Genomic DNA, 21,598 nt, shown 5'->3' with positions numbered 1-21,598 from the left:
TGGCACAAGTCTATTGTTGGGATGGCGACAATCCCGGCATTGCCTACTATGTGCCTGGCTCTGGTAATCCTCCACACATGCTACCGCTACCCGCAGGAGCACAGGATCCTGATATCATTGTAGGTAGAGAAGGATTATGGGGATACGTGGTGTATGAGATGGGTACAAACATAGTACTGCATGAGTTTACATGCAGTCCACCGGTTGCCACCACCTTGGCGTTTGGTTCTGCGACTATTTTATCAACAAATGGTCGGCATCCGAATATTGATCGAGAAATAGATTGTGAGTCTGCGGGTTCAAGGATTGCAATCGTCTATCAAAACCTCAGCGGTACACCAGATTTGGAATATTATCATGGCATTTTTGGAGGACCATTTAGCGGCCCTGTATCCGTTCCAACAATAACTTTTACTCAATCAGGATCGCGTGTTTATTTAGACAGAATTAATCCAGATGTCAACATAAGTAGGAGTGGTATAAACAGTTTGATTCAATTTACAACGGTTGGATACGAAATCATATCGCTATTTACTCACTGTGTCGATTATTTTGATCATGTTTCTACGAATCATGCCCCGGAAGACCCCTTGTCTGTATCAAATCTGGAAATACATCCGCGCATTGATGGGTATATAGACAGTACACCGCTCAATAACCAATTGTATTACATAACCGTAGATGACAATAATGCGGTTTTTTTCACACACGCCAATGCACTATCACCTTCGTGGTATGATATCAACATATCTGGTACTTCAGCACAAAAGCCTGTCATTGCTGTGCATGGAGACATTGCCGATATAATCTGGTCGAATGATTTTCTCGGAAGTCTTAACATCCTCGGTGCCGAAATACATGGAACTACTCATTCATCCATTTACAAAGATGCAAACAGCACCATCACATCCGGCATCAATTTATTTTATCCATCCATCGCATACAATATGTGTAACAAATTGACCAATTTGTACGCTATGTGCTGGTGGGGCGAAGATCAAAACATATACTTTAAGGCTGGTCGTACCCCTCCATCACCTGCTTATAGACTCCCCAATCCGGGTACTAATCTTATTTTTTATAAAGACAAACCCGAACAAAACCTTCGTTTGTTAGAACATTTTGAAAAAGACCAGCCTGTTGCGATACAGGATATTTCCGGAAAAGTGATTTTCAGAGGAAATCCGCATAATGCAGCATCCTTTGTACATCGGTTTCCACAAGGTGTGTACGTTTTGACTACCAAAAAAGGCATAAGCAAAAAATTGTTTGTGTTATGAGCTGTAGTGTGCGAATACTTTTGATGATATGTGTGACTTTGCTGGTCAGCTATGGCCAGCAGATGAAGCAGGTCATTTTTGGAGAAGGCATCATGATGGACCTAACAACGGGCACTCCGGTGTTTTCACAGGTGCCCTCATGGCAGCAGCGTACGATTATGCCCTATCGGCAATGGAGCAACCAGGTATCGGTATGGCCGGATGAAGATGGAAAAATAAAATTTTATTTCCTCAATGGTAAATACTTCGATGCACAACATCAATTCTTAGCAGATGCATGTAGTAAATACTTCGATCTTATTTATTCGTTTTTACCTTCAAATTTTCTCAAATTTCCCGATGATCCTGATTCGGTGATGTATCACTTTTTTTGCTATGTAGATACGATTAGTCCTTTCAATATTTTTTTCTCTGGTTTTCAGAATAATTTCAGTAAACTTAATTGTAGATTAAACAAATTGGTTTTTTCACAAAATTCGTTCTATGTCGATTCTGTTTTTGAAATAAACTTGCATTCAGGAAATGCGATAATATCGCATATTATTGGTGCAAATCATACAATTCGTAGTAGAATTGGAACATATAATGTTCCAATTCATTTAAAAGCAGATAATTCATTTCAGTTACTTTATGCACCATTATCAATCAACTTTTTCTCATCAAATGTTTTTAATACTTTAGCTTTTAAAATAACAAAAAATAATGTTTTCTTTGATACAATACCATTAATAACGATGTCGATTTATCCTTATTTCTATGATGTAATCAGGGACCTTTTAATAACTTTTAACAATGCGACTTCTCCTCCGAATTTTTGTTTTTGTTTGAAAATAATAGATTTTAAAACTGGTCAACATCAAACAATTGATGCTAAATTTAATTTATTGGTTCCCAACTTGACTTCACTTTTAATGATTCCATCAAATCTAGGAAGATATCTTTACTTTGTTTCCTTGAATACTGCCAATGATTTAAGAATATTTAGATATGACTTATATAAAATCAAAGATCCATTAGTTTTTACAAATAATGTGCAGGAAGTTCCTCTGTCTGCAAATCTAAAAACAGCTTTGAGAAACATTTTTTTTGTGACTCAGAGTGGTTCTTTTCTTAATAATATATCTTTATACTCCTACAATGTTGATCAATTATATTTTATCAGAAATCAATATGCAAATTTTAACTTACCAAATTATGTAAATTCATCCCCATCGAACAACAGGGTTCATCGCATTTTAAACTCTGATGCGGATGATATCAATCAGGTCACATTTGAATTTGACATTTATCAGGGCCCTCCGCATAGTACTTTCGGCACTTTTCCATCTCCCTTACCTCTTAATTCTTTGCCTCCGGCTTTTATTGTCAAAAATGCCTGCACCGACTCTACTCATTTCCATCTCAACTATACGGCCATAGCTGATTCGGTGTGGTGGGATTTTGGCGACCCGGCCGGTCTGGGCCCGCTAAACCACAGCTCGCAGTTTCACCCCGTGGTTAAGTATCCGCAGCATGGCACCTACTATGTGCAGGTGCAGCTCTGGTACGATGGCGACAGCATTACGACCATGGGCGATTCGGTGAAGGTATTGCCTGTACCCCAGGTGGACTTGGGCTTTTCCGATACCTTGCTCTGCCGTGGTGAGAGCGTGCTGCTGGATGCGTCTCAGGGCTTTCCGGCCACCTACCTCTGGAGTACAGGCAGTACCGACAGCACCCTGTCGGTCAGCAAGTCGGGTCGCTACTGGGTGCAGGTGTCCACTCCCTGTGGTACAGTAAGCGATACAGTCAGCGTATCGGTGATCGACCCACCGACGGTGAAGGTACACGATACGGCCGTGTGCTTCTTCGGGCCGGTGCTCTACGATGTATCGGCTGATAGCGCCACCTATCTGTGGAGCGACGGCAGTACTTCGCCTACCTTTGCTCCCCGGCAGATGGGCACGTACTGGGTAGAAGTGAGCAACCCATGCGGGGGCTACCGGCAGGACTTCAGGGTAGAGCTGCAAAACTGCGAAACCACCCTCTACATCCCCAATGCCTTCACGCCCAACGGCGACGGGCGAAACGACTGCTTCGAGGTGGTAGGCGATAACCTGGGCAGCTACCAGATACAGGTCTTCAGCCGATGGGGTGAACTTGTTTATCAGAGCGACGACATCAGCCAGTGCTGGGATGGCACCCACCGCGGCCGCCCGGTGCCCGACGGGGTGTACCTGTACGTAATCCGCCACACCGACCGCCACGGCAATCCCATGCCCATCCGCCGGGGGGAGATACGGCTGTACCGGTGATTTTTTTGATCATTAACTTTGACTAAAACTAAAACTTTTTTGAAGCACAGATGCACGCAGATTATTGCTGCGGATTTTTATTGCGGAGGAATGCATATTTTTTTATTCATACAGAAAGAGCGATGTGATTATAGCCCCATCGGGGCGTAATGTGAATAGCCTTGTAATTACAAACCGTCATTTAGCTCCATTGGAACGACACAGGAAAAAATGTGATAGATTAGTTTCGCTTACATTGAGCAAGGAGAAAGTATGTAAACTCAAAGCAATAACCTTCGGCTTCGCTAGCTTTTTTTAACTACGCTCCTTTAAACTTTATTTTTAATCAAAACCCTTTCTGAGAGCTCTTCCACTTATTTGAGAAGAAATACCCTACCCTTTGCGCCCAAAAACGCGGAGAGTGGGGGGGGTAAGGGGACAGTAAATTTTTGATTAAGGGTCAAGGGTTAATTCAAGAAGCTTTTTGAACTTTCAAATAAAACTAAAATCTTATCTGCGTTTTTCTGAGAGTTCTACAGTAGAAATGCCCACTATTTCCCAATACAAAAATTCGCAAAAATGTATCCCAAGATGTCGTCAGCTACGACCTGCCCTGTAATCGACCCCATATGGTATAGCGCCTGCCTCAAATCGATGGCCACCAACTCACCACTCAAGCCCGTACGAAGTCCCCTTTCAGCCTCCTCAAGGGCAGTGAGCGACTTCTTAAGCGCATCCAGATGGCGCACATTGGTGATGATGACCTGATTATCAATCCGCTTTTCGTGAAAAATCTCCTTTACAAGAGCCTTTTTCAGTACATCAATCCCTACTTTTTCCTTTGCTGAGATGAAGAGAATATCATCGCCCAAGGATTCAACTTTTTGTACCAAATCAGCCTTATTGCCCAACTTTAGGATGGTCGCTTCTGGAGCATGCTCCTTGATTAAATCATAAGTAGCCTGCACTTCGCTTTGCAAACTCGCATGTACGTCAAAAACATAGAGAATAATTCGTGCTTTTGAAGCGCGTTCCAGGGCTCTGCGTATGCCGATTTCTTCAATCTCATCGCTGGTTTTTCGCAGGCCGGCTGTGTCGATAAACCGAAATTGAATGCCATCGATGGTAATGACATCTTCGATCACATCGCGCGTAGTGCCGGGTATGTGCGATACGATGGCCTTTTCTTCACCCAGCAGGGCGTTGAGCAGAGTGGATTTGCCTGCATTCGGTGCACCGAGTATAGCTACGGGCACACCGTTTTTTATGGCATTGCCCAGCGAAAAAGACTCAATCAGCGAGCGAAGTCGCTCTTTGATGCGGTCGAGTAATTCAAAAAAACGACTTCGGTCAGCAAACTCCACATCTTCTTCGGCAAAGTCGAGTTCCAGTTCCAGAAGACCGGTAAATTCGATGAGTTGCGAGCGCATTTGCTCGAGTTCGCGGCTGAAGTGTCCTTTGAGCTGATGCATGGCCACCTGATGGGCAGCCTTGCTCTCCGATGCGATCAGATCAGCGACAGCTTCGGCCTGGCCGAGGTCCATCTTGCCATTTCGGAAAGCCCTGAGCGTAAACTCACCTGGCTCTGCCAGTCGGGCACCTGTATCCAGACAGCTCTCCAAAGTTCGATTCAAAATGTAAGGGGAGCCGTGACAGCTGATCTCAACCACATCCTCACCGGTGTAAGAATGCGGCTGTACAAAAAAGGAAATCAGCACCTCATCAATCAACTCTCCCTGATACCACCACTCTCCGTATCGAAGGGTGTAGCCCTTTACCAGCTTTGGCTCAAATGAGCCCTTTGCAGGCTTAAAATGCTCCTTTACAATCGAAAAAGCATCTTTTCCCGACAATCGGATTACCCCAATGGCGCCCTGGCCGTAGGGAGTGGCTATGGCTGCTATGGTATCTGTAATCACCACCAGTATTTATGTGTAAGTCTGTAAATCAAATCAAAAATCTCATCAAAAGCGTCGGTCGAATGATTGTTTACACCCTTGATGCGGGCATCGCAGCGCGTGCAATAGAGAATGGCCATTTCGCAATCTTCCTCTGAGAAGTTGCGCTTATAGCCCATCAGATTTTTCGCCACGTAGGGATGAAGTTTTAGCATTTCGGCGGCCTGACTTTCGGATTGAATGTTGGCCAAGTAGATCGCGTATAATTGGTAAAACGAATTAAATATTCCGGCCACAATCGGGATTGCCGGGTGCTGTTTCGGGTTTTTTTTGAAAAAGTGGACAATGCGTGCAGCTTTTTCAAAATTTCTTTGCATGACAGCATTTGACAGTTCGAAGGCATTGAATTCCCGGTTCACACCGATGAGCTTCTCTACATCTTCGGCTTTGAGATGGATGTTATCTTTTCCGAAATACAAGCGTATTTTCCGTACTTCATTGGCTAATACAGATATCTCCGTACCCACACCCTCATAGATCATATCGCACACATGCTTGTCAGCCTGTATGCCCTGGCTTCTCAGATACTCCTGGATGAAAGCCGGCATCTGGTAATCTTTTATTTTCGGAGAATAAAATTCGACAAACTTCTTTTTGGCTAATTGTACAATAGCCAATCGACCATCGATTTTTTCTCCTTTTGCACTTATAACCAGTATGGCTTGAGGATTAGGATTTTCCAAATATGCTCGGAGTTGTTCAATATTTAAAAGTTCCTGGGCTTCTTTAACAATGACCACCCTGTAGGGTGCGCCAAAAGGAAACTGCTTTGCCTCTTCTATGATTCTTTGTACCGACGTTTCTGCCCCGTAAAGCACCATTTGGTTAAAGTCTCGCTCCTCTGGCTGAAGAATGGTATGCTCAATAAAATGGGTGAGCTGATCTACGAAATAAGGCTCTTCGCCGTGAAGTAAATAAAAATTGGAAAGTTGCTTGTCAAGAATATCTTTTTTGATTTTTTCAAAATCCATAGAACGCGACAAAATGAAGCACAAAAGTACATTGAAGCATGTGCCGGCATTTTTTCAATGTAAGAAATTGCCTTTGAACAAAGGGCGATTCGACTTTGAAAATCACAAAAACAGATCATTAAGAGATTCAAACTTCTGTGTAATGATATTTTTGCCCGTCTCAAAGGAAATAAATGAAAATCGGACTTGCTGGCGTTGGTCATCTGGGTAAAATTCACCTCAAATGTTTGCTGAATATACCTGAGTGGAGTGTAAGTGGTATTTATGATGCCGATGCCGAAACCGCTCAAAAGGTAGGTGAAGATCACGGAGTGTATGTGTTCTCCACATTCGATGAATTGTTAGAAGCTTCAGACGCGATTGATCTCGTAACACCCACCACCACACACTTTGAGCTGGCGCGTCGTGTGTTAAAAAGCCGCAAACACCTTTTCATCGAAAAACCCGTAACTCACACCCTTCAAGAGGCGCGGAAACTGCAAAAACTTTATGCTGAAGCAGAAGTAAAAGTACAGGTAGGCCATGTAGAGCGCTTTAATCCCGCCTTTTTAGCTGTAAAAGACCAGATTAAAAATCCCATGTTTATCGAAGCACACCGCCTTGCCGAGTTCAATCCTCGAGGCACCGATGTGCCAGTAGTTCTGGATCTTATGATTCACGATATCGATGTAGTGCTCGCAGCTGTTCAGTCGCCCGTAAAAAAAATCAGCGCCAGCGGAGTAGCCGTCATCAGCGATACACCTGACATCACCAATGCACGGATTGAATTCCTTAACGGTGCAGTAGCTAATCTTACCGCCAGCCGAATCAGTATGAAAAAAATGCGCAAAATGCGCATCTTTCAGCGCGATGCATACATCAGCGTGGATTTTTTGACCAAAGAAAGTGAAGTTATCTCTTTAGTTCCTGAAAATGCGCGAGGTAAAAATCCTTTTGCCCTCACACTCAAAAATGCTGCCGGCGAAACCAAGGAACTCGAATATACTAAACCGGAAATAAAGCCTCTAAACGCAATAGAAGAAGAGCTGAGAACGTTCTATTACTCGATTGCTAATAATACAACTGAAGAAGTAACGCTCGATGATGGTGTGAACTCCCTTGAGGTGGCACATGAAATTCTTCAGAAAATACGTGTAAACCTTTCAATGATTCAATGACGCTAAGACTACTACTCTTAATATTCCTTATCATCAGTTCCCTGTCATGTACCTTTGAAAAAGCTCCCGTACCAGCATATCTCTACATACCTGATGTAGAGATGATAACCGATTACGTAACCCAGGGAACAGCCTCACACAGCATAAATAGTGTATGGGTAACGCTGGAGAACAGAGAATTAGGCGTTTATGAACTTCCGGCTCGAGTACTTATTCCGGTTGAAGGTCAGCACTCCATCACATTGCGCTATGGTATATCAGCTAATGGCATCCGCTCTATGCGCGATGTGTACAGCATGCTGCAGCCAGTAAATGAAACTTTTAACTTCCAACCGGGTAAGTCGTATTACTTTGAAGCAACCATGGATTCCATACCTAAGGCTTTTTACAGAGAGAATGCAAAAGTGATCATCGTCGAAGACTTCGATGGATTGGGTATTTCACTGCAGCGCACTGAAAAATCAGATACCGACATCGTAAAAGTCACCCATCCCGATACTATTTTTCAGAACACTCAGAAACCGGAAATCAATATTGCCTCAGGCCGCGTGGCTCTAAAGCCCGGGCAAACACTGGTCGAAATCGCTACATCGAATCGATATGTGCTCCCAAAAAATGGGCGTAAAGTGTATCTGGAAATGAATTTCAGCGGTAATCAGCCCTTTACAGTAGGCATTTTCGCCAATTTATTTGATAGAGTGGTACAAGCTCCTGTAGTGCAGATTCGCCCTACACCGGGTGAATGGAGAAAGATATACATCGATCTTACACCCGAAGTATCAGGTAATCCGAATGCTTTAGACTATCAAATTTTTTTGGGCGCTGTAAAACCAGAAATTAATTCACCATCCACTGAATTTTTGATCGACAATTTAAAATTGGTCTATTTGCAGTAGAATCGAAGTTTTAGCATGATTTCACGCGAAAGAAAAAGAAGAGAATTTTTCCAAAAAGCTATATATGTAACCTTCGATTCTCTAGCATCGATCTTATCGTATTCCGTACTATTTTATTATCGAAAAAAATACATCGAAACTCGTATTTTTCAAATCAATACTTCTTTTAATTTCGACATTAATTATTTACTGGGAGCGCTCGTATTTACAGGTATATGGCTTGCTATTTACCAAATTTCAGGCTTTTACAACGACATCTTTCGCCGTTCGAGGCTTAGAGAATTTTTTCAAACATTCAATCAAACGCTTTTCGGCTCTATCCTCTTGTTTTTTCTCTTCTTTCTCGACGATTTTGTATTAGATTACCGAGATTATTACAAATCTTTTTTCATCTTTTTCTCTTACCATTTCTTACTCACTTATTTATTCCGATTCATCATTACATCGCGAACCAATCACCAGATCCAAAAAGGCAAAATTTATTACAATACTATTATAGTGGGCAGCAATCAAAATGCTGTGGATTTATACAATAATATTGTCGGTAAAAGCTTCTCAACAGGTCATCGATTTATAGGCTTTGTAAGTGTAGACAACAACATAAAATTTCTGCTCGAAAAGCGCTTAAAATATTTAGGCAACTATACGGATCTGGAACGTATAATTAGAGAAATCGATGTAGAAGAAGTCATCATAGCTGTAGAATCGCGCGAGCACGGAAAAGTGCAAAACATCCTCACACTGCTGGAAGATGAGGATGTGAAGGTTAAAATGATCCCTGACACATACGACATTCTCAGCGGTAAGGTAAAGCTCGAGTCGTATGGTGAACCTCTTGTCGAAATACCAACGCAGCCGCTTAGCGCCACTCAGGCTTTTGTGAAGCGTGTGTTTGATATTGTGGTGTCAGTCCTTGTTTTAGTGATTTTTTCTCCGGTATTTCTCCTTTCGATGTTATTGGTAAAAGCTTCGGGACCGGGGCCGATTTTCTTCGTTCAAGAGCGCATTGGCTACAAAGGTCGAAAATTTAAAATTATCAAATTCCGGTCAATGATCGCCGATGCAGAAACAAACGGCCCACAACTCAGTTGCGAAGACGATCCGCGCATTACACCCTGGGGTCGCATCATGCGAAAATATAGAATCGACGAGCTCCCCCAGTTTCTCAATGTTTTAAAAGGTGAAATGTCGGTCGTGGGCCCAAGACCCGAAAGGGAATATTACATCAATCAAATTGTGAAAAAAGCCCCTTACTACCGCCAACTTCACAAACTCAAACCGGGAATTACCTCATGGGGAATGGTAAAGTTTGGTTATGCGGAAAATGTGGATGAAATGATACTACGGCTTAAATACGATTTGGTGTATTTGGAGAACGCTAATCTGTTGAACGACATTAAAATCCTCTTCTACACTATCGTCATCGTTCTGCAAGGCAGGGGAAAATAAGATCCATCTTAAAACTCCAGCACTCGACGAATGGCTTCATCCATTTGGCTTTTGGCCAGAAAACCCTCTTCGAGAACTGAATTAAACGGCACAGGTGTATCTAACGAACCTACTCTGCCTACAGGTGCATCGAGCCATCGAAAACAAAATTCACTGATGCGCGCTGCAATCTCAGCGCCAAAAGCTCCGGTGTAAGTATCCTCGTAAAGCACCAGTGCTCTACCGGTCTTTTTTACGGATTGATAAATGGTCTCTTCATCAAGGGGTATAAGAGTGCGCAAGTCAATGATTTCAATGCTGTACTCAGGATGATTTTTTTTATATTCTAATGCCCAATGAACTCCGAAGCCATAAGTTACCAGTGTAAGGTCTTTGCCTTTTGATACCACATTGGCCTGCCCAAAGGGTAACGTGTAATAACCCTCAGGCACCTGACCGCTTACTGAGCGATACAGCGCTTTATGTTCGAAAAACATGACCGGATTAGGATCTTCGAAAGCGGTGAGCAGCAGACCCTTTGCATCAACTGGAAAGGCTGGATAGACAATTTTAAGACCCGGAACGTGAGCAAACCAAGACTCATTGCTCTGGCTGTGAAACGGTCCGGCGGCTACGCCGGCTCCTGTAGGCATACGTACCACTACGTCGGCATTCTGCCCCCAACGGTAGTGGATTTTTGCAAGGTTATTTACGATTTGTGTAAAGCCTTCGGTCACAAAGTCGGCAAACTGCATTTCCACCATGGCCTTAAAGCCATTGATTGATAGGCCCAGACCCGCACCTATTATGGCACTTTCGCACAGGGGAGTATTGCGTACACGGGCTTTGCCATATTTGTGTACGAAGCCTTCTGTAGCCTTAAATACCCCGCCGTATTCCGCAATGTCTTGACCCATCAAGATGAGATTGGGATGGCGCTGCATGGCCTGATCCATTGCATCAGTGATGGCATCGAGCAAACGCATCTCGCGAGTATTACCCGTAGGGTGAGTGATTTTATAATCAAACGAAGCATAAACATCGGCCAATTCCTTTTCGCGGTCGAAGGCAGCATTAGGTGCTGAAAAAGCCACTTCCAGCTCTGAGTTGATGAGTGCTTTGATCTCAGAACGAATTTCGTTTACGAGTTTCTCTGTCAGCACGCCCTCCTCCAACAGAAAATGCTCGTACTGCGCTACCGGGTCTTTCTTTGCCCACTCATCTTGTATACCTGACGGATAGTACTTTGTGCCAGAGGCCTCTTCATGGCCGCGCATGCGAAAGGTAATGCACTCCAGTAATACCGGGCCATTGCCCTGGCTGAGCTTTTGTCTCCAGTAGCGCACAGCATCGATCACTTCCAGAATGTTATTCCCATCAATGGTCTCGGCCTCAATACCGTAGCCAATGCCTTTGTCAGAAAAACGCGCACAGCGAAACTGCTCGCTGCTCGGTGTGCTTAACCCCCATTGATTGTTTTCGATCACGAAAATGACTGGCAAGTTCCATACGGCAGCCACATTTACAGACTCGTGAAAATCACCTTCACTGGCACCACCGTCGCCGGTGAAAACGGCAACTACTTTTTTGTTGTCTTTCAGTACATTGCCCAAAGCAATCCCGTCAGCAATGCCCATTTGAGGACCAAGATGACTGATCATCCCTACGATGCGGTGTTCATTGCTGCCGAAGTGAAATGAACGATCTCTACCATTGGTAAAACCCAGGGGCTTGCCTTGAAACTGCGCAAAAAGCCGATGTAAAGGAATTCCGCGAGTGGTGAAGAGCCCCAAATTGCGATGCATGGGCAGCAAATATTCATCGCTCTCCATTGCATAGGCTACTCCTACCGAAATAGCCTCCTGACCCCATCCGCTGAACCATTTGGAAATTCTGCCCTGCCGAAGCAAAATGAGCATTTTTTCCTCAATCAAGCGGGGCAAAAGGATTTTTCTGTATATATCGATGAGTTCTGCTTTCGAAAATTTATCGACAAATCGATCAAAGTGAAGCAATACCTGTGTATCGGCCATTGGTAAAATTTAAAGTGCAAATCTATGCAGGTAGTGAGCAGTGATGTGTTGTTAAGTTTTGAAAACGAACCTGCGCATCAGCCAATAGAAAAGCCTGGGAAACCATCGTTTAAAATAAGCTGCCAAGATTTCCGGACCGCCGATGTAAACGTGCTCATTGCCCGATTGCATCACTTTGATGAGCTTGCGCGCGAATACATCTGTGCGCATCCCTTTTTCCTGAGCCGGACTGTTTTTCATAAGCCTAGTGCCATCGCCTTTGAGCGAATTGAGCGTGACTTCAGTATTTATAAATCCAGGACTCACGATCTGGACTTTTATGCCCTTTTTCCGCACTTCTTCTCTGAAGCCTTCATAATAACCATACAGAGCATGTTTCGATGCGGCATAAGTGGCCAATCTCGGCTGACTAAACTGACCTAAAACGCTGGATATTACCACGATCTGCCCACCGCCTTGTGCGATCATCCTGCGGGCTACAGCCTTGGCAAGTGCTACGTTACCAAAGTAGTTGATGCGCATTATTTTTTCCTCAACCTCGTCGAGCGTATCGAGCGAATTGCTTAACTGACCAATTCCCGCATTATTGATTAAAATATCGATTCGACCGGCAAGTTTTACAGCCTCTTCAGTCCATTGGCTGGCTTTTGCATAGTCTTCTAAATCCAACGGGAGTGTGTGCACCTTCACCTGTGTGCACTGTTTGGCCAACTCTTCGAGCAATTCGCGCCTTCTGGCACTCAATATTAGAGTACAGTTCCCAATTTTATTAAGTTCCAATGCTAAACCTTTACCGATGCCTGAGGAGGCTCCGGTGATCCAAAGTACTTTTCCCTTGAGATAGTCGGTCATTAAGTCTTTTGTTTTTTGCGTTGAGCTGCCGGAAGCAGTATGTTGTTGAGTATTAGACGATAACCGGGAGAATTAGGGTGCTCATCCAGATCCGTAGGCTTATCGCCTACCCGATGCTGATAGTCTTCCGGATCATGCCCACCATAGAAGGTGAAAAATCCCTTGCCGTGTACACCATATAAATAGCGCACTTCGTTGAGCTGTTTGTTCTCTCCCAGAATGACAATACCCGGTTTAATCAATTTTCGATTAAATGCCGTAGTTTGTCCCATAAATCCCTTAATTACACGAGTGTGATTTTGGGTTAGGATGGTAGGGATCACATCCCATTTGGCAGAGAATTCAAAAAGCCCGAAGTAGTCGTTTTCCACTTCTACCCTGCGCACATTGGTCATGTCTATATCCGAATATTCGTATTCGTAAGGGTTTGTACTTAGAGTAAAATTCCGAAAGGCCAAGGTGTTTCCAAAGTTTAATTTGGAATTGTAGTTGGGTTCTGCCGGATCACCGTCAAACATGCTTTCGCAGATATCAATACCAGCAGCAGCCAAAGCAATATCGTATGAATCTGTAGCTGAGCACATGGCAAATAGGTATCCTCCATTTTCAATAAATTCTTTCAGCTTTACTACTACTGCGAGCTTCAGCTGCGACACCTTGGCAAAACCCAGGCTTCGCGCCAGCGACTCCAGCTCATTTTTTTGACGGATATACCAGGGAGCATTGCGGTATGCGGCATAAAATTTACCGTATTGTCCGGTGAAGTCTTCGTGATGCAGGTGTATCCAGTTGTAGTCTTTTAGCTTGCCTTCCAGAATTTCGCGGTCGTAAATTTTGTCGTAGGGAATCTCGGCATATTCCATAGCCAGCGTCACCGCGTCGTCCCAGGGCTGACTACCAGGAGGGGTATACACGGCTATTTTCGGAACTACTTCCAGCTTCACCACATCCATATTTACTGCCGGGCTCGAAATTTCTGTTCGAATTTGTTCGGCTTGAGCAGATGACAGTATTTCAAACGACACCCCTCTGATTCTGCACTCCCGCACCACAGCATCGCGTGCTGGAATCAAAAAAGAGCCTCCTCTGTAGTTGAGAAGCCATTCAATTGGGGTGTGATTCTTTATCGTCCAGTATGCAATTCCATAGCTTTTTAAGTGATTCCTTTGGCTGAGTTCATCCATCGGGATGAGAAGATAGTCTCCCCAGACAGTTGAAGATGTTAACCAAATAATCGCAAATAGAGTGATGTTATTAAAACGGCGTATCATCCTCGTCCGAATCGCTGGCAAAGTCATCTACAAATGTACTTCCGCTTGCCGGATTTCTATAAGGCGTAAAGGATGGTCCGCCAAAGGGAATAAACGTTGGGATATTGCTCTGCCCTCCTGAATCGTCTGCAGCGATGCCTCCTCCGCGGTTCAACTTAGATTCTAAGATAATTTCTCCATACTCTGAGGTGTCCATTTCGCCGGGTATGCCCATTTCAACAAAAGAAGTCGTTTCATTTTCAAAGCGAAAGCGCACATTTTTCAATGCACCGTTACGGTGCTTGGCAATGATCAACTCCGCCTGGTTGGCGCATGGCGTACCATCTTCCCAGGTTTCGTATTTGTAGTATTCAGGTCGATACAGGAAGCTGACGATGTCAGCATCTTGCTCTATGGCGCCCGATTCGCGCAGGTCGCTCAGCATAGGTCGCTTGTCGCTGCCTCCACGCGATTCCACCGCTCTGTTTACCTGTGCCAGAGCGATCACCGGAATATTGAGTTCCTTTGCTATGACCTTCAGGGCTCGCGAAATGCTCGAAATTTCCTGCTCTCGAGTACCATTTTTCTGATTGCCAGCGGTCATCAACTGTAGGTAGTCGATGATCACGCATTGAATGTCGTGAATCGCCTTTAGCCTCCTACATTTAGCCCTTAAGTCAAAGATGGATATCGACGGCGTATCATCTATGAATAGAGGTGCCTTTTCCAGTTTGCTCGACTTAGTGTAGAGCATGTTCCATTGATCAGGAGTTAGCCGACCATTGCGCAAGGCTTGGTTAGGGATCCCTGTTTCAGACGATATCAGTCGCATAATCAACTGCACAGCCGACATCTCCAGTGAAAAGAAAGCAACCGGAATGTTGTTTTCAATTGCCATGTTGCGCGCCAGCGAAAGCACAAAAGCCGTTTTACCCATCGATGGTCGCGCGGCTAAAATGATCAAATCAGAACGCTGCCAACCACCCGTGATGCTGTCAAGAGCTCTGAAGCCACTCGGTACACCGCTCAATCCCTCCTTTTTGCTAATCTCCTCCATCTGCTTCAAAGCATCCTTAACCAGGTCGCCAGCAGTGGTAAAGTTTCGCTTAAGGTTACCTGCAGTGAGTTCAAAGAGCCTTTGTTCCGTTTCATCGAGCAGCTCGATCGGATCTGTTTCATCCAAAAAAGCTTTTTTCTCTAACTGCCCTGATATATATATGATTTCTCTCAGCAGGTACTTCTCTAATATGATTCGAGCATGATATTCAACGTGTGCTGACGAAAACACGCGCTGACTCAAATACACCAGATATGCATCGCCCCCTACTTCTTTAATCTTTCCGTTCTTCTTCAGCTCAGCACTTACAGTCAGTAAATCCACCGGCTCACTACGGCTAAAGAGCTCCTTGACGCATTCGAAGATGATTCCGTGCTTTGGATTATAGAAGTGCTCAGGCTGTAAGATTTCAAGCACCTCTCCAATTGCTCTGTTGTCGATTAGAAGGGCGCCAAGTACAGCTTCTTCCAGCCCTAGGTCGTGTGGAGGCACTTTGCCTTGACTCAAATAAAAGTCTTTAGCCTCATCTTGCTTTTTAGGCAGTTTTATCTGGCTGATTTGTTCCATAGCAGGTCAATGTTTTTTACATCTTAGCGTCCCGAAGCTCGCTGAGTAAAAGTCCTAAAAAATCATTTTATAGCCATAGGTGTTGATAAATATTCTCACCAACCTTACCGCAACGTTTGTCTTTTTGATATTCGGGAGGCGATCAAGATGCTGATTTCATATAAGATCATTACAGGTATTGTCACCAAAATCTGACTGGCTACATCAGGCGGAGTGATCACAGCCGCCACAATGAGCACTACCACAAAGGCGTGCTTGCGGTACTTTCGCATCCACTCCGGGGTAAGCAGTCCAAGTTTCGAACCTACATACACCAGCACAGGTAGCTGAAACATCACCCCACATGCCAGCAGTACACTCGTTACCGTTGAGATGTACGACGATAAATCGATCTGATTTGCCACCGAATCACTGACCTGATAAGTACCCAGAAACTGCACCGTAAGCGGAACAATCAAAAAGTATCCGAACAAAACCCCTAAAAAGAACAAAATACTGCTCGACCCAATCAAAACACCGGCATATTTCCTTTCTTCAGGCTTCAACCCCGGTGCCACAAAAAGCCATATTTGCAGCACAATATACGGAAAGGCCAAAATCACACCCCCCACCAGCGAAACCCATAAATGCATCGCAAACTGCCCGGCCATTTTCAAATTCACAATCCGAAAGGGCATTTCCTCCATACAAAACACCTCGCCACCCCAAAACTTACTAACCGAGCAGAAAAGCTCATATGTAACAAACTGCGCCTTGGTCGGACTGAGCAGCACCACATCAAAGAAAAAGTTTTTAAAGCCAAATACCACGGAAGCGGCCACCACAGAAGCCACCACCGAGCGAATGATGTGCACCCTCAGCTGCTCCAGATGCCCCAGAAAACTCATCTCGGCATCCTTAATCTTACTGTTTTTTTTACCAAAAATCATAGCTCATAAAAAACTGAACTTTTTTCCTTTATGGGTTCCCTTCGAAGTTTACTCAAATGGGCAAGCCTCTCAGGCTTGTCCAGAAAAGGCAGCGATTGCTGACTTCGTCTGGGCTTGTCCAGACAAGATGCTGTGGCATCTTTGTCTGTATCTGACTACTTTGGAGGTCGCCTAACGTTTTTGATTCGGCTCAGCTCCGCCTTAATTGTGTATTGTACCCACACGCGCCTTCTTAATCTCTCTTGAGCTGTTCGCTTCGTTTGGCTTCCTCACAAAAACCCCATTAAGCTCTCCCTGAAAGACAAAAAAAAAGCAGGCTTTCACACCTGCTCTATTAGTTTACATTTTTTGTCGGGATGACTGGACTCGAACCAGCGACCACACGCCCCCCAGACGTGTACTCTACCACCTGAGCTACATCCCGAAACATCCTCTTCAAAACAAAGAGGCATTGGCATAAAACCAACGCCTCTTCTACTCACCAAGGTCGGGATACCAGGACTCGAACCTGGGACCCCCTGGTCCCAAACCAGGTGCGCTACCAACTGCGCTACATCCCGATGGAATATATTATTTGGGCAATTTAGCTCTTTACAATACGCAGCACATCAGCCCGGGGCATAGCCGCAGAAAGTCGGGATGACTGGACTCGAACCAGCGACCCCTACGTCCCGAACGTAGTGCGCTACCAACTGCGCTACATCCCGTCGTTTACAAAGAACTTTCTCTAGAAAAGGGGCTGCAAAGCTATTAAACTTTTCCGCTTCTCAAAAGCAATTTTTCTAAAAAGAATATAATTTTAAAAACCCAACCGCATACTTTTCAAAACCAGCGTGGTACCAATTTAAGTCGAAATTTATTCCCTCTTTGAATCCCCCTTCAAATATCCTTTTTTATAAACACTTCTCCCCGGGCGATTTCAAAGTAAAACTATCTAAAAATTCTTACCCTTCGATAAGAAAAGATCAAAACTTAACAAAATTTACAGAAACTACACAAAAATAATTTTTTACATCATTTGTATCATAAATTAAAGAATTTTGATAAAATACATTTGTAATAAAAATAAAGTAAAATGAAAAAGTTATTTCTTTTTATGCTGATGTCGTGCATCGTACAGTCATATGCTCAGACGTTTGATAATCAGCGACTTTCAAATGAAATTAAAACAAATTTCAACAGCTACTTCGGTGCATACCTACGTCCTTTCACCGAGTCTTTCGGTGCTGCAAACGGCCTCATGTGGCAAATACCCCATAAAGCTGGTGCAAAGTTCAACATCAACATTTCTACCTTCGTCACAGGTAGCCTGCTGCCAGATACTTACAAGTCCTTTGACTTTAATACGCTCAACAAAGTCAATTTCGAACTGGTAAATCCAAACGACAACATTCTGCCTACCCTCACCGGCGGCCAGACGACAAACACCATGCGCTATTTCATAACCGATGACAATGGCAATCGCCTCTTCGACCCGATTAAAAACGATTACGTAACTGTGGATATCGATGCCCTTGAGGGTCTAAACCTGCCGATACAAATCACCCCAGCAGCTGGAGCACAGCTCGGAATTTGGACACCAATACATACCGGTTTAGCCCTTCGTTATGTCCCTAATACAAACATTCAGGAAACAGGTCAAATTGGATTACTGGGTATAGGCGTAATTCACGATATAGCCGGCTGGTTTAAGTTGCCGCTCGAAATCAAGGCAGGCTTTAGCTACCAAAAGTTAGACATCGCTATCAACAACCCCATCCAGGACAATCCAAACCCCAACAAGTTTACCTTCAATTCTACTTCCCGCTCCTTTGACCTCACCATTGGTAAATACTTGTGGATCATCAAACCTTATCTACAGATTTCGAGAATTACTTACAGCAACGAGTTGCTCCTATCCGGTAGATTTACCTATGATTTCGAAGATTTCACAGGTGTTCCAGGCCCGATAAGAGACCAGATCAAACTTGATTTTCAAGATCCTGTTGACATCAAGACAAACAACACTATGATCAACTACGGCGGTGGCCTTTTTATCAATCTCGGCATCTTTTACCTTCAGGCACAGTACATGCTCGGTACCTTTACCAATGCAGGTGTAGCTTTCGGATTAAAAATAGGTTTCTAAACAATAGCAATCCAATACACATCCTTTCAAATCCCCCAAGTTTACCTTTGGGGGATTTTTTTTGTATGAATCGCAAACCTGAAAACGTAACGCACTATTTACAAAGCGGCTGTGGTCGTTGCGAACGCTGGAATACAGCAAATTGCAGTGTAATCATCCACAATTCTGTGCTTTTAGCACTGATCAACCTGTTGCGAAGCACCACCTTAAAAGAAGAAATTAAGTGGAATGCCCCCTGCTATACCTACAATGGCAAAAATGTAGCAATCGTTGGAGCTTTTAGAGATTACTGCGTGCTAAGTTTTTTTAAAGGAGCTCTACTTCACGACCCGAAAGGTCTACTTGTAAAGCCAGGTGAAAATACACAGGTTGGCAGAGTTATACGATTTACTGATACGACGCAGGTTGAACAGCATAGAGAAGACATTCTTTACCTGATAGCCCAGGCCATCCAACTTGAGAGCTCCGTAAAAAAAGTCACCTTCAAACAAAATTCACCACCTGAAGTAGAGGAATTCACACAAAAACTTGAATCGGTATCAGGCTTAAAAAAAGCCTTCTATCAACTCACACCTGGCCGGCAAAAGGCATATCTGCTGTATTTCGCCGAGCCTAAAACACCTGAGGCCCGATTGCGAAGGATTGAAAAGTGTATTCCCTTGATTCTCCAAGGCAAAGGACTGTACGACAAATACAAAGCAAAATAGAAATATATGTCAGCGGGCCAACGACCTGTTCGACACAAAGAAGTCATAGCTTACCCGGGCATATGCGTAGCCATCCTGATAATTGTTAATGGGTGTGTTTCGGTCTTCAAAGGGCTGCCATCCACCCTCCAGATCGATTGTAAGCCCTTTAACTACCACATATCTCACTCTCATAATGAACGAATTGCGAATCTGTGGTAAGTTCCATGCCGATGAAAGCGATCGATTATTACCCGCCGATGCACTTACCTGCAGTTTGTTTTCTATAAGGTCGTACAAAAGGTTTACATTAAAAGCGTTCACATCACTCAATTTTTCTTGTACATTACTGTATAGCAATGTTTTACCAAAATCCAAGGACAGGTAAGTTCTGCTCCCGAATCGCTCGCCCAGGCCGATCATTACATTGTAAAACGTGTTGCTCGAACCAGGGCGAATACGGTCTGTTCTTTCATTTAAAAATCCACTTAGTCTGAACGTTGTATTCCACCTGCCCCGCTGTACATTGTAGGAAATGATGCCATTGAACATTGTGAGATAATCATCAACCTCAGCACCAGGTATTACACTTCTTGTACTCAAACGGCTTTGTCGGTTGTACTGAAAAAAAATAGTCGGATATTTTGCCGAAATATTTACTTGTACACCAGCACCATAGTTTTCTGTTTTTAAAGTTGAAAGCAGGGCGTTGTTCAGATTATTTGTATAAGCTTGATATATGCCTGTGATGGTGAGTTTTTTCTTGAACAAAAACAATCGCTCTTGAAAGAGCAAATTATCTGTATTGTTTCTCAAAAAGGGATTGCTGAGAGAAAAATACTGTGGACCAATACGGCTGTAATCAGCCGTCATTTGGTGCCAGCTTGTACTCCAATTAATGTTAATAAAATAACTGACAAAATCTGTGGAAATTTGTGTAGGCTTAGTAGATGAATTTATTACAAAAATCCGCTGAAATGCTGATGGATCGAAGGGAAGTTTTACATTGTAATTGGTATCGAGTTCCTGGTTTGATAAAACCCCGAGTGAAATATCGTTGGTTATGGCGCTGAGTGAAATACCTGATTGAAGGAGAACCCTTCGACGAAAGAGGCGGGCCTGAAATTCAGCACCACCTACCAGATTGTCTTTAGGAGCCAATCCATATTGAATTGAAGAAGTATCGTCTTTTGCTTTGAGACCTTGCAAAGCCAGCATCCAAGTTTTCTTTTTGTTGCCTACATACATTCGTACGGCAGTCAAATTCCTCTGGTAAGTGCCTGGCACCACCAATTGAGAATCGTTTATCATATTCTGCGGAATTGTCCCAAATTTTTCGTCCCATCGCTCCAGCCGGCCTTCTACGGGTCTATTCAGTTGGCCATGCACTATGTGCAGGCCTGAGCCCCCAACCTTCACATGAGTGCTGAAGCCCGTAATGCGCACACCTGAGAGCACCAGTCGGTCAAACGCCGGATTTAGATCTCCTACCAAAGCTTCAAACCAGGAGGTTTGTAAGCCAGTTTGAAAAAAATTTCTGCTCTGAAGAAAAGGTCGATTATCGCTGGTAGCAAACATTTGAAAGGGTATCGTTACTCTATCGAGCACCAAACGCGTATTGGCAGTAAGCGTGCGGGTAAAAGGTGGTTCTTGCCTGAGCGCTGCGCCCGGTCCTGTAAGAAACTGCTCTCTGTTGTCAAAAGATATTGTGCCTCCAAATGAGTACTCTTTATTACGTTGGCCTTCCTTAGCATTCTCAGGTGTTCGTTCATTTACAAAAAAATGCCACTCCACCTCTTGCCACCCAGATAAACCTTGTACTTTAAAAAAAATCCTCAAATAGTTTCTTCCATTGCGAAGGAGCTCGTAGTGAATAAAAGACAAAGTATGTTGTTGAATTTTTATTTCCGGATAGATGGGTTTCTTATTTAGAAAAATGCGCACTTTCCCGGGTACAAAAGTTCTTTGGTCATCCAGCATTATGGACACAAACAGGTTTTCTGCCGGCACTACCCCCTCAGGCTCGGGTGCAAGAATTTGGTATCTCAACTCCTGAGCATTCATTGAGGTAATAACAAAAATTGCCCAAAATAGCACCTGACAAAAAGCCAATAAATTACATGATGCCGGCAT

16 protein-coding genes and 3 tRNA genes are annotated in these 21,598 nt (G+C 43.8%); 8 read left to right on the top strand and 11 right to left on the bottom strand.

What is annotated here, in order from left to right; genetic code table 11:
• From ACK4EX_RS11060 to ACK4EX_RS11050, 3 genes are all read left to right on the top strand, one after another.
• Positions 1 to 1,280: hypothetical protein (locus ACK4EX_RS11060; RefSeq protein ID WP_409772756.1), on the top strand; the 1,280-nt coding region annotated here is incomplete at its 5' end.
• A 28-nt stretch (positions 1,281 to 1,308) separates the two neighbouring features.
• Complete coding sequence (locus ACK4EX_RS11055; protein WP_409772753.1) at positions 1,309 to 1,485, top strand: hypothetical protein; 177 nt, start codon at positions 1,309 to 1,311, stop codon at positions 1,483 to 1,485.
• A gap of 865 nt (positions 1,486 to 2,350) precedes the next feature.
• Positions 2,351 to 3,574, top strand: a complete 1,224-nt coding sequence (locus ACK4EX_RS11050) for a gliding motility-associated C-terminal domain-containing protein (protein WP_409772751.1) — start codon at positions 2,351 to 2,353, stop codon at positions 3,572 to 3,574.
• A 530-nt stretch (positions 3,575 to 4,104) separates the two neighbouring features.
• On the opposite strand, the gene mnmE is transcribed toward ACK4EX_RS11050, so the two are convergent.
• Complete coding sequence (gene mnmE, locus ACK4EX_RS11045; RefSeq protein ID WP_409772749.1) at positions 4,105 to 5,475, bottom strand: tRNA uridine-5-carboxymethylaminomethyl(34) synthesis GTPase MnmE; 1,371 nt, start codon at positions 5,473 to 5,475, stop codon at positions 4,105 to 4,107.
• Complete coding sequence (gene holA, locus ACK4EX_RS11040; RefSeq protein ID WP_409772747.1) at positions 5,469 to 6,482, bottom strand: DNA polymerase III subunit delta; 1,014 nt, start codon at positions 6,480 to 6,482, stop codon at positions 5,469 to 5,471. The genes mnmE and holA overlap by 7 nt, the downstream gene beginning before the upstream one ends.
• Positions 6,483 to 6,655: 173 nt before the next feature.
• Here holA and ACK4EX_RS11035 point away from each other — a divergent pair, with 173 nt between their 5' ends.
• The 3 genes from ACK4EX_RS11035 to ACK4EX_RS11025 are packed head-to-tail and all read left to right on the top strand — an operon-like array spanning position 6,656 to position 9,984.
• Positions 6,656 to 7,639: a Gfo/Idh/MocA family protein gene (locus ACK4EX_RS11035; RefSeq protein ID WP_409772745.1), complete on the top strand. Its 984-nt coding sequence runs from the start codon at positions 6,656 to 6,658 to the stop codon at positions 7,637 to 7,639.
• Complete coding sequence (locus tag ACK4EX_RS11030; RefSeq protein WP_409772743.1) at positions 7,636 to 8,535, top strand: hypothetical protein; 900 nt, start codon at positions 7,636 to 7,638, stop codon at positions 8,533 to 8,535. Before ACK4EX_RS11035 ends, ACK4EX_RS11030 begins: the two co-directional genes overlap by 4 nt.
• 15 nt (positions 8,536 to 8,550) lie before the next feature.
• Positions 8,551 to 9,984 carry a sugar transferase gene (locus tag ACK4EX_RS11025; protein WP_409772741.1) on the top strand — a complete coding sequence of 478 codons (1,434 nt, stop codon included), beginning with the start codon at positions 8,551 to 8,553 and terminating at the stop codon, positions 9,982 to 9,984.
• Positions 9,985 to 9,992: 8 nt separating this feature from the next.
• Here the strand turns inward: ACK4EX_RS11025 and ACK4EX_RS11020 are convergent, their stop codons facing one another.
• The 8 genes from ACK4EX_RS11020 to ACK4EX_RS10985 form a co-directional block, all read right to left on the bottom strand.
• On the bottom strand, positions 9,993 to 11,996 hold the full coding sequence (locus ACK4EX_RS11020; protein WP_409772739.1) for a thiamine pyrophosphate-dependent enzyme: 2,004 nt from the start codon (positions 11,994 to 11,996) through the stop codon (positions 9,993 to 9,995).
• Between the two features lie 51 nt (positions 11,997 to 12,047).
• Positions 12,048 to 12,848, bottom strand: a complete 801-nt coding sequence (locus ACK4EX_RS11015; RefSeq protein WP_409772737.1) for an SDR family NAD(P)-dependent oxidoreductase — start codon at positions 12,846 to 12,848, stop codon at positions 12,048 to 12,050.
• Positions 12,848 to 14,146, bottom strand: coding sequence for an asparagine synthetase B (locus ACK4EX_RS11010; RefSeq protein WP_371851057.1), 1,299 nt, complete (start codon positions 14,144 to 14,146; stop codon positions 12,848 to 12,850). Before ACK4EX_RS11010 ends, ACK4EX_RS11015 begins: the two co-directional genes overlap by 1 nt.
• The gene (gene dnaB, locus ACK4EX_RS11005; RefSeq protein ID WP_409772735.1) at positions 14,103 to 15,722 is read right to left on the bottom strand and encodes a replicative DNA helicase; all 1,620 of its coding nucleotides are present in this window, start codon (positions 15,720 to 15,722) and stop codon (positions 14,103 to 14,105) included. The genes ACK4EX_RS11010 and dnaB overlap by 44 nt, the downstream gene beginning before the upstream one ends.
• A gap of 104 nt (positions 15,723 to 15,826) precedes the next feature.
• Positions 15,827 to 16,651, bottom strand: a complete 825-nt coding sequence (gene tatC, locus ACK4EX_RS11000) for a twin-arginine translocase subunit TatC (RefSeq protein WP_409772733.1) — start codon at positions 16,649 to 16,651, stop codon at positions 15,827 to 15,829.
• A gap of 351 nt (positions 16,652 to 17,002) precedes the next feature.
• Positions 17,003 to 17,075 (bottom strand) — tRNA-Pro (locus ACK4EX_RS10995).
• A 63-nt stretch (positions 17,076 to 17,138) separates the two neighbouring features.
• Positions 17,139 to 17,211: transfer RNA gene (locus tag ACK4EX_RS10990), tRNA-Pro, on the bottom strand.
• 74 nt (positions 17,212 to 17,285) lie between these two features.
• Positions 17,286 to 17,358: transfer RNA gene (locus tag ACK4EX_RS10985), tRNA-Pro, on the bottom strand.
• 368 nt (positions 17,359 to 17,726) lie between these two features.
• On the opposite strand from ACK4EX_RS10985, the gene ACK4EX_RS10980 reads away from it, so the two are divergent.
• A complete protein-coding gene (locus tag ACK4EX_RS10980; RefSeq protein ID WP_124397211.1) occupies positions 17,727 to 18,779 on the top strand; it encodes a DUF6588 family protein in 1,053 nt (350 codons plus the stop codon).
• Between the two features lie 65 nt (positions 18,780 to 18,844).
• Positions 18,845 to 19,486, top strand: coding sequence for a YdeI/OmpD-associated family protein (locus tag ACK4EX_RS10975; protein ID WP_124397212.1), 642 nt, complete (start codon positions 18,845 to 18,847; stop codon positions 19,484 to 19,486).
• A gap of 9 nt (positions 19,487 to 19,495) precedes the next feature.
• Here the strand turns inward: ACK4EX_RS10975 and ACK4EX_RS10970 are convergent, their stop codons facing one another.
• Positions 19,496 to 21,514, bottom strand: a complete 2,019-nt coding sequence (locus tag ACK4EX_RS10970; RefSeq protein ID WP_148086783.1) for a hypothetical protein — start codon at positions 21,512 to 21,514, stop codon at positions 19,496 to 19,498.
• Positions 21,515 to 21,598: the final 84 nt, after the last annotated feature.

It is taken from the genome of Thermaurantimonas sp., from assembly GCF_046299575.1.
Classification (GTDB): domain Bacteria; phylum Bacteroidota; class Bacteroidia; order Flavobacteriales; family Schleiferiaceae; genus Thermaurantimonas.
Note: the sequence above shows the minus strand (reverse complement) of the source record. Positions and strands in the feature narration are given on the sequence as shown.

Bases quoted from the DNA above. Each gene is read 5' to 3' on its own strand.
- ACK4EX_RS10975 (WP_124397212.1), top strand. From the start codon at position 18,845: ATGAATCGCAAACCTGAAAACGTAACGCACTATTTACAAAGCGGCTGT.
- ACK4EX_RS11015 (WP_409772737.1), bottom strand. From the start codon at position 12,848: ATGACCGACTATCTCAAGGGAAAAGTACTTTGGATCACCGGAGCCTCC.
- ACK4EX_RS11010 (WP_371851057.1), bottom strand. From the start codon at position 14,146: ATGACTTTGCCAGCGATTCGGACGAGGATGATACGCCGTTTTAATAAC.
- ACK4EX_RS10980 (WP_124397211.1), top strand. From the start codon at position 17,727: ATGAAAAAGTTATTTCTTTTTATGCTGATGTCGTGCATCGTACAGTCA.
- holA (WP_409772747.1), bottom strand. From the start codon at position 6,482: ATGGATTTTGAAAAAATCAAAAAAGATATTCTTGACAAGCAACTTTCC.
- ACK4EX_RS11025 (WP_409772741.1), top strand. From the start codon at position 8,551: ATGATTTCACGCGAAAGAAAAAGAAGAGAATTTTTCCAAAAAGCTATA.
- dnaB (WP_409772735.1), bottom strand. From the start codon at position 15,722: ATGGAACAAATCAGCCAGATAAAACTGCCTAAAAAGCAAGATGAGGCT.
- ACK4EX_RS11035 (WP_409772745.1), top strand. From the start codon at position 6,656: ATGAAAATCGGACTTGCTGGCGTTGGTCATCTGGGTAAAATTCACCTC.
- ACK4EX_RS11030 (WP_409772743.1), top strand. From the start codon at position 7,636: ATGACGCTAAGACTACTACTCTTAATATTCCTTATCATCAGTTCCCTG.
- ACK4EX_RS11020 (WP_409772739.1), bottom strand. From the start codon at position 11,996: ATGGCCGATACACAGGTATTGCTTCACTTTGATCGATTTGTCGATAAA.
- ACK4EX_RS11055 (WP_409772753.1), top strand. From the start codon at position 1,309: ATGTGTGACTTTGCTGGTCAGCTATGGCCAGCAGATGAAGCAGGTCAT.
- tatC (WP_409772733.1), bottom strand. From the start codon at position 16,651: ATGATTTTTGGTAAAAAAAACAGTAAGATTAAGGATGCCGAGATGAGT.